Raw genomic sequence first — 7678 nt, forward strand, 5'->3', positions numbered from 1 at the left:
ATGCCGACCAGGCGGCCGTCGGCGTCGACGATCGGCGCCAGCCGGTGCCGGCCGTCGTGCAGCCGGTCGAACGCCGAGCGCGGCTCCAGCCCGGCGGGCAGCGTCAGCAGCTCGCTCGACATCACCTGCGAGAGCTGGGTGTACATGTCGACGCCCTGACAGTCGGCGTCGGTCACCACGCCGATCGGGCGGTTGTCCCAGTCGACGACGATGACGGCGCCGTGCGCCCGCTTGGGCAGCAGTTGCAGCGCCTCGCCGACCGTGTCGTGCGGGGTCAGCGTGAGCGGCGTGTCGTGGACCAGGTCGCGCTTCTTGACCCAGTCGACGACCTCGGCCACCACGTCGATGGGGATGTCCTGCGGGATCACGGCGATGCCGCCCCGTCGTGCGATGGTCTCGGCCATGCGGCGCCCGGCGACGGCGGTCATGTTCGCCACGACGATGGGGATGGTGGTGCCGGTGCCGTCGTTCGTGGACAGGTCGACCGCGAGCCGGGAACCGACCGAGGAACGCGACGGCACCATGAACACGTCGCTGTAGGTCAGGTCGTACTGCGGCTCAAGGCCGTTGAGGAACTTCACGTTCGTCCATCTTAATGCGGTGAATGCCTATCCCGAGGTTTCCCCGTTCCGCTGGCCCTATGATCGGCCGGAATGAAGATGGGGGATGGAGGGCCTGTGGAGGTCATCGAGAGAGATGAGTTGACGGTCGTCGGCATCGCCATCCGCACCTCGAACGCGGATGAGATGGACCCGGCGCGGGCCAGGCTGCCCGTGCTGTGGCAGCGGGCGGGTGCCCCGGGTGCGTTCGCGCACGTCCCGGGGCGGGTCGATGAGAACCTGTACGCGGTTCTGACCGACTATGAGAGCGATCACAACGGCGCCTACACCCAGATACTCGGCATCGGCGTGCGGACGGTCCCGCGCCTGCCCGAGGGGATGGTGGCCGTACGCGTGCCGGCCGGGAAGTCGTTGCGGATCGAGGCCCGCGGCCCCATGCCGCAGGCGATCACCGGCGCCTGGCAGCAGGTGTGGAAGCACACCGAGTCGGGCGGCGTCCCGGCTCGCGCGTTCACGACGGACCTGGAGGTCCACCACCCGGCGGGTGCGGATCTCTACATAGCGGTCTGACCGGACCGCTGGTCACACCCCGAGCGCCGCGGCGGCCGCGTCGACCGCCGCGGTCTTCACCACGTCGTCCGGCAGGGCGGCGTACTCCACCGTGCAGTCGGACATGCCGCCGATCGCCACGGTGGCGCGGATGTGGCGCTCGGGGGCGGGGTCGGGGCCGAGCAGCAGCGCGATGAGCCGCCGCCGCCACTCGAACATGCGCTCGGCCAGGTCGAGCGTCTCCAGCGTGGACAGCTCCCGCACGATCATGTTGGTGATCTCGCGGTGGCGCCAGATGACCTCCCAGTAGTCCTCCAGCAGCCGGCGCGGCTCGCCGGGCTCCCGCGTGGAGACGAACCGCTCCATCTCCTCCAGCAGCGGCTCGATGATGCTCCTGACCAGGTCGTCGCGTGAGGCGAAGTGGTAGTAGAGGGCGGGCTTGGTGATGCCCAGCCGGTCGGAGATCTGCCGCAGGCTGGTGTTCTTCACACCCTGCTCCGCGAACAGCTCGCGCGCCACCGCCTGGATGCGCGCCTTGGTGTCACTGGGCCTCGCCATGATGTCCATCTTATCCTTACCTATCGTTAAGTAAGTTCTTGTGCCCCGGCCGTCCGCTGACTTACCATCCGTTAAGTAAGGAAGGTGGTCCTCATGCGCATCCTGATCTCCGGCGCCAGCGTCGCCGGCCCCGCACTGGCGTTCTGGCTCAACAAGTACGGCTTCGACGTCACCGTCGTGGAACGCGCGCCCACGCTGCGCAAGACGGGCGGGCACGCGATCGACCTGTTCCGGCCCGCCATGGACATCGTCGAGAAGATGGGCCTGGCCGACCGGATCACCGCCAGGAAGACCGGCACGACCTGGCTCACCATGTACCCCGAGGGCGGCGACAAGCCCGTCGAGCTGGACCTGCGCCGCGTGTTCGGCGCCGTCTCCGGCCGTCACGTCGAGATCATGCGCGACGACCTCAGCGAGATCCTCTACGACGCCACCCGCCAGGACGTCGAGTACGTCTTCGACGACTCCATCACCTCGATCGGCGACGACGGCACGGTGGCGTTCGAGCGGTCCGCGACGCGCAGGTTCGACGTGGTGGTCGGCGCCGACGGCCTGCACTCCAACGTGCGTCGCCTCGTCTTCGGCCCCGAGTCGCGGTTCTCCACCTGGATCGGCGCCTACCTGGCCGTCGTCTCCGTGCCCAACTTCCTCGGCCTCGACGGCCGCACCGAGAGCGTGGCGGGCGTCGGGCGGCTGGCCGGCATGTACGGGGCGGCGCACATGGACGACGCGCGCGCGGTGTTCCTGTTCAGGACGCCCGAGCAGCTCCAGTACCACCACCGCGACATCCCGCGGCAGAAGGAGCTGCTGCGCGAGCGGTTCGCGGGCCTGGGCTGGCAGGTGCCGAGGATCATGGACGAGCTCGACCGCACCCCCGCGTTCTACTTCGACTCGATCACCCAGCTCCGCCTCGACACCTGGTCGCGTGGCCGGGTGACGCTGGCCGGCGACGCGGGCTACTGTCCGGGGCCGGCCGTGGGCGGCAGCACCAGCCTGGCCGTCGTGGGGGCCTACGTCCTCGCCGGGGAGCTGGCCGCCGCCGAGGGCGACCACGAGCGGGCCTTCGCCGCGTACGAGGCCGAGATCGGGGAGTACGTGCGGCGCGGCCGGACCTTCGCCATCGGGGCGGCCAAGCGGCTCGTGCCGGGCACCCGGTTCGACCTGTGGGCGCTGCTCACGGCGACGCGGCTGATCGGGCGGGTGCCCGTCTGGCTGACCAAGGCCGCGACCAAGGTCAGCAGCAAGGGCGTGCGGCTGCACGACTCGATCACGCTGAAGGACTACTCGGCGTACGAGGCCGTACGGCAGTAGCCGCGCACACCAGGAGCCGCGCACACCAGGGGACGCGCAATAGACTCCGCGACGTGCGCGCCGCCTATTTCGCCTTCGACCGGTTCCCCTCCAGCAAGGGGTCGGCGGTGCACATCGGGCACATGGCGGCCGAGCTGTTCGACAGGTACGACGGCGGCCTGCTGGGGGTGCTCGGCGGCGGCGGGCTGCCGCGCTACCAGCGGGAGGGCGCGGTCGAGATCGCCCGCTTCGACGAGCGGGTGCCGAACCTGATCGACCGCGCCGAGGCCTACTCCCGCTGGGTGGCCCACCACCTCGAACCCCACCTGCCCACCATGGAGCTGGTCCACGTCCGCGACCCGTGGAGCGCCCTGCCCGTCCTGGGCCACCGGCACAAGGTGGTGTACGAGGCGAACGGGCTGCCGTCCGTCGAACTGCCGCACACCTGGCCGCAGGCGGCCCCCGCCACGGTGGCCAAGCTGCGGCGGCTGGAGACGCACTGCCTGGAGCGGGCGGACGCGATCGTGGTGCCCTCGCGGGTGATCGCCACCGCCATCCACAAAATCGGGATAAATCCGGAAAAGGTGTATCTGGTGCCGAACGGCGCCGACCCCGTCCAGGCCACCGCCGCACCCCCGGACGCCCCCGCCCACTACCTCGTCTACGTCGGCGCCCTCCAGCGCTGGCAGGGCCTGGACGTGCTGCTGCGCGCCTTCGCCCGGCTCGCCGACCTGCCCGGCCTGAGCCTGGTCATCTGCTCCTCCGTCCCCGAGCGCCGCGCCAAGCTCCTCCAGCGCCTCGCCGAGCGCCTGGGCGTCGCCGAGCGGGTCGTCTGGCGCTTCACCCTGCCCCACCACGAGGTCGCGGCCTGGCTGGCCGGGGCGGCCGTGTCGGTGGCCCCGCTGACCGCCTGCCCCCGCAACGTGGACCAGGGCTGCGCCCCGCTGAAGATCCTGGAGTCGATGGCCGCCGGCACGCCGGTCGTCGCCTCGGACCTGCCCGCCGTACGCGAGATCCTGGGCGAGGACGGACGGCTGGTCGCGCCCGACAGGCCCGCCGAGCTGGCCCGCGCGATCCGCGTCCTGCTGGAGTACCCGGACGCGGCGCGGGCGATGGCGGAGCGGGCCGGGCGGCACGTTCCCACCTGGGCCGATTCCCGCGCGGCCCTCGCCCGGGTCTATGAGCGTGTGTAGGGTTTCGAGCCATGTTCTGGCGGAAGACGCGGCGGGCCATCGACGGGTTCCACCCGCTGCACCAGAAGCTCATCTGGGAGCACGTCCTGTCGGCCGCGCTGCCCCGGTCGGAGTGGATGGCGCTGCTGGCCAGCCTGTCCCGCCACAACGAGCTGGTGCGCAGGCGCAAGTGGGCGCTGCCGCCGCGTACGGAGAGCGTCGTGGTGCCGCTGATCAGGGTGCTGTGCGAGGACGTCGGCCGCGGCACCGTCGGCCTCACCGCCGACCTGCGCGGCCACGCCGGCAAGGAGGGGCCGCGCCAGCAGCTCCCCGTCCGGCGGCCGGTGCGCAGCGCCGAGCAGTGGTGGGTGCGCGACCGGTGGCTCAGCGCGCGCTCGGAGCTGCGTGACGGCAGCGTGTTCACCCTCGACGTCGTGGACGTGGTCAGGAAGCGCCGGATCGTCAAGGTCAACCCGCGCGGCAAGCGCAAGACCAAGCAGAAGACCAAGGGCGTGCAGCGCATCCTCACCAGCCGCGCGCTGGCCAAGGGGCAGGCGTCGGCGCAGCCGGGCACCCCGCCGCCGCCGTGGATCCGGGTGAAGGTGCGCCGGGGGCCGAAGACGGTGATCAGGGCCGGCGCGAAGGTGCCGCTGCCGGTCGAGCGCGAGCAGGTGAGGGCGATCCTGACGGTGGCGGCCGAGCCGTTCAGGTGGACGCAGAGGAGGCGGAGCGCGTGACCCCGTGCATGGTGAGCACCGGATTCTTCGTGCTGGGCCGGTGCGGCCGGGCGTCGGTGACCGGGTGCGCCGGCTGTGGCAGGCCCGTCTGCGACCGGCACGTCTCCGGCGACAGGCTGTGCCCCGAGTGCGCGACCGCCCGCGGGTACGGCTCCCCGTACGACCCCATGTGGAGCTACGGGTACCGCCGCGAGACCTACTACACCACCTCGTCCTCCTACCAGGACCCCGGCCTGTACGGCGACTTCGACGCCTACGACCGCGGCGCCTTCGACCCCGGCGACCAGGGTGACTTCGGCGAGCCGGGCGACTTCGACGACGGCGACGACCGCGACTTCGGTGACAGCTGATGCGCCTCCTGTGGCTCACCGAGCACTACCCGCCGAGCCGGGGCGGCATGGCCGAGTCCTGCGACCGGATCGTCAGGGGGCTGCGCGGCGCGGGCACGGAGATCGACGTCGCGCACCTGAGCCGGCGGGACCGGCCCTGGCACGTCGCGCACGAGCGGGGCGGCCGGCTGCTCACCGCGCCCCTTGAGGACAACCCGGAGCACGCGCTGCGCAGGCTGTGGACGTCGCTGCGCGGCGAGGCGTACACGCACGTGGTGGCCTTCGGCGGGACGTACGCGATGCTCGGCGGGCCGGTCCTGGCCGCCTGGCTCGGGGCGCCGCTGGTGACGCTGCTGCGCGGCAACGACTTCGACACCGGCGTGTTCTCGCTGCGCCGGCGGGGCGCCCTGCTCGACGCGCTGCGGGCCTCGGCGGCCGTGTGCGTGGTGGCCTCCTCGCACGGGCCGCTGGTGTCCGCGCTGGTCCCCGAGGCGCGGGTGCGGTGGGTGGCCAACGGGATCGACACGACGAACTGGCAGATCCTGCCCTCCGAACGCGCGGCGGGCCGGGCCAGGCGAGAGGCCGCGGGCAGGCGCACGATCGGGCTGATCGGCCAGCTCAAGAACAAGAAGGGCGTCGGCTTCCTGCTCGACGCGCTGGCCGCGTCGGGGCACGCGGAGCTGTTCCACCTGCTGCTGGTCGGGGAGCTGGAGGCGGAGCTGACGGTGCCCTTCGAGCACACCAGGCTGCCCTTCCTGGACCGCTACGAGCTGCCCGCCCTCTACGCGGCCTGCGACCTGGTGGCGCTGCCGTCGTTCTACGACGGGCTGCCGAACGTCGCCCTGGAGGCCGCCGCGCTCGGCGTGCCGCTGCTGGCCTCCGACGCGGGCGGCCTGGGCGACCTGGTGGACGAGGAGATCGGCTTCCCGTTCGCGGCCGGCGACGCGCACGGGTGCCGCGCGGCGCTGGACCGGGCCGCGCGGGCCTCGGAGGAGGAGCTCGGCAAGCTGGGCACCGCGGCGGCCGAGCGGGTGCGCAGGGACTTCACGCCGGCCGCCGAGACGGAGGGGTACCTGCGGGTGTTCCGCGAGTCGTCGTGATCGTCTGTTACGCCAGGGGGGACGGGCTCGGGCATCTCACCCGGATGCGGGCCTACCTTCACACGGTGCACCCGGGGGAGCCGGCGACGATCCTGACCGCGTGGCCGGGCGACATCTCCCGGTATAAGCCTGCGGAAGTGGTGGTGGACGCCTTTCCGGCTGGGCTCGACGGGGAGGTCCGCGTGCCGCCCGGCGTCCCGGCGGTGCACCTGGCGAGGCTGCTGCGGTGGGAGGCGTACCGGCCGCTGATCTCCGGGTCGCTGATCTCCGGGCCGGCGGTCTCCGGGTCGGTGTGCTCCGGGCCGGTGCGCTTCGACCGGACGTGGGTCTGCGAGCCGGTCAGCGAGCCGCATCTGGCGTTTTTGCACGAAATTTCGGGACAGGTTGCTCCGCTGGAGCTGACCGACCCGCCCGCGCCCGCCCAGGACGCCCGAGGCGACTGGCTGATCGTCCACTCGGGGCCGCCCGCCGAGACCATGGAGCTGGTCGCCTACGCCCGCGAGAGCGCCGCCTGCGAAGGGCTCGACCCCAGGCTCGTGCTCGTCTCACCGGCCGCGCCGCCCGGCCTGCCGCCCGGCGTGACGCACACCGACGTCCGTCCGGCGTGGCCCCTGTTCGCGACGGCCGGGCGGATCGTCTCCGCCGCCGGGTTCAACGTCGTCCGGCAGGCCGCGCCGTACCGGCACAAACACCGCATGATGCCGTTCCCGCGCCGCTTCGACGACCAGTTCACCCGCGCGGCGAGAGCACGATCGGGAACGACGTGACGCCCCGCACGAACGCGTTGGGCAGCCTGCGCGGCCCGGTGCCGTCCGCCCACGAGGCCGACCCCACCCGGGCGAGCCACTCCTCGAAGAAGATCCGCAGCTCCAGCCGGGCCAGCGCCGCGCCCAGGCAGAAGTGCGTGCCCAGCCCGAACGCGATGTGCCCGCCCGGCTTGCGCGTCACGTCGAAGGTGTCCGGGTCGTCGAAGACTGTCGCGTCCCGGTTCGCCGACCCGTACATGAGCAGGACCTGCTGACCGCTCGTGATCGAGCGCCCGTGCAGCTCGGTGTCGCGGGTGGCCGCGCGGCACATGTTCAGGACCGGGGTGGTCCAGCGGATGAACTCCTCGATCGCGTCCTCGATCAGCGCCGGGTCCTCGCGCAGCAGCCGCCACTGGTCCGGGTGGCGGATCAGCGCGTCGATCGCGGTCGCGATGACCGTGCGGGTGGTCTCCGCGCCGCCGTCGAGCAGCAGCAGCGCCTCGCTCCCCAGGTGCTCGTCGTCGAACCGGGACCAGAGGGACACCAGGTCGTCGGCGGGGCAGCCGCGGCGCTCCTCGCCGAGCGCCACCACGGCCTGGTAGAACTCACCGGCGGCCTGCGCGGCCTCGTGGGTCAC

Annotated in this window: 10 protein-coding genes; 7 read left to right on the forward strand and 3 right to left on the reverse strand. The window is 72.3% G+C overall.

Translation table 11 applies throughout. The features are described 5' to 3' along the window. A partial coding sequence (locus KME77_RS26690; protein ID WP_219471696.1) for an IMP dehydrogenase occupies nt 1–581 on the reverse strand: 581 nt, incomplete at its 3' end. A gap of 96 nt (nt 582–677) precedes the next feature. Here KME77_RS26690 and KME77_RS26695 point away from each other — a divergent pair. Beyond that, a complete protein-coding gene (locus KME77_RS26695) occupies nt 678–1130 on the forward strand; it encodes a GyrI-like domain-containing protein (RefSeq protein WP_219471697.1) in 453 nt (150 codons plus the stop codon). Between the two features lie 12 nt (nt 1131–1142). Here KME77_RS26695 and KME77_RS26700 read toward each other — a convergent pair whose 3' ends face one another. Further along, nucleotides 1143–1667 (reverse strand): TetR/AcrR family transcriptional regulator, encoded by a 525-nt coding sequence (locus tag KME77_RS26700; protein WP_219471698.1) that lies wholly within the window; start codon nt 1665–1667, stop codon nt 1143–1145. A 93-nt stretch (nt 1668–1760) separates the two neighbouring features. Here KME77_RS26700 and KME77_RS26705 point away from each other — a divergent pair, with 93 nt between their 5' ends. The 6 genes from KME77_RS26705 to KME77_RS26730 are packed head-to-tail and all read left to right on the forward strand — an operon-like array spanning nt 1761 to nt 7062. Beyond that, entirely contained in the window at nt 1761–2978 is a 1218-nt protein-coding gene (locus KME77_RS26705; RefSeq protein ID WP_219471699.1) for an FAD-dependent monooxygenase, read from the forward strand. Nucleotides 2979–3031: 53 nt separating this feature from the next. Beyond that, nucleotides 3032–4150 carry a glycosyltransferase gene (locus tag KME77_RS26710; protein WP_308250920.1) on the forward strand — a complete coding sequence of 373 codons (1119 nt, stop codon included), beginning with the start codon at nt 3032–3034 and terminating at the stop codon, nt 4148–4150. Between the two features lie 11 nt (nt 4151–4161). Beyond that, nucleotides 4162–4866, forward strand: a complete 705-nt coding sequence (locus KME77_RS26715; RefSeq protein WP_219471700.1) for a hypothetical protein — start codon at nt 4162–4164, stop codon at nt 4864–4866. After that, entirely contained in the window at nt 4863–5216 is a 354-nt protein-coding gene (locus KME77_RS26720) for a hypothetical protein (RefSeq protein WP_219471701.1), read from the forward strand. Before KME77_RS26715 ends, KME77_RS26720 begins: the two co-directional genes overlap by 4 nt. Further along, nucleotides 5216–6295 carry a glycosyltransferase family 4 protein gene (locus tag KME77_RS26725; RefSeq protein ID WP_246610800.1) on the forward strand — a complete coding sequence of 360 codons (1080 nt, stop codon included), beginning with the start codon at nt 5216–5218 and terminating at the stop codon, nt 6293–6295. The genes KME77_RS26720 and KME77_RS26725 overlap by 1 nt, the downstream gene beginning before the upstream one ends. Further along, nucleotides 6292–7062, forward strand: coding sequence for a hypothetical protein (locus KME77_RS26730; RefSeq protein WP_219471702.1), 771 nt, complete (start codon nt 6292–6294; stop codon nt 7060–7062). Before KME77_RS26725 ends, KME77_RS26730 begins: the two co-directional genes overlap by 4 nt. Here KME77_RS26730 and KME77_RS26735 read toward each other — a convergent pair. Continuing rightward, nucleotides 7025–7678, reverse strand: a 654-nt coding sequence (locus KME77_RS26735) for a cytochrome P450 (protein WP_219471703.1), incomplete at its 5' end; no start/stop codon positions are given. The genes KME77_RS26730 and KME77_RS26735 overlap by 38 nt on opposite strands.

The sequence above is a fragment of the Nonomuraea rhizosphaerae genome (assembly GCF_019396405.1).
Taxonomy (GTDB): Bacteria; Actinomycetota; Actinomycetes; order Streptosporangiales; family Streptosporangiaceae; genus Nonomuraea; species Nonomuraea rhizosphaerae.

What these genes read in the sequence shown, in the direction of transcription:
- KME77_RS26705 (WP_219471699.1), top strand. Translation starts at nt 1,761, where the DNA reads ATGCGCATCCTGATCTCCGGCGCCAGCGTCGCCGGCCCCGCACTGGCG.
- KME77_RS26725 (WP_246610800.1), top strand. Translation starts at nt 5,216, where the DNA reads ATGCGCCTCCTGTGGCTCACCGAGCACTACCCGCCGAGCCGGGGCGGC.
- KME77_RS26715 (WP_219471700.1), top strand. Translation starts at nt 4,162, where the DNA reads ATGTTCTGGCGGAAGACGCGGCGGGCCATCGACGGGTTCCACCCGCTG.
- KME77_RS26700 (WP_219471698.1), bottom strand. Translation starts at nt 1,667, where the DNA reads ATGGCGAGGCCCAGTGACACCAAGGCGCGCATCCAGGCGGTGGCGCGC.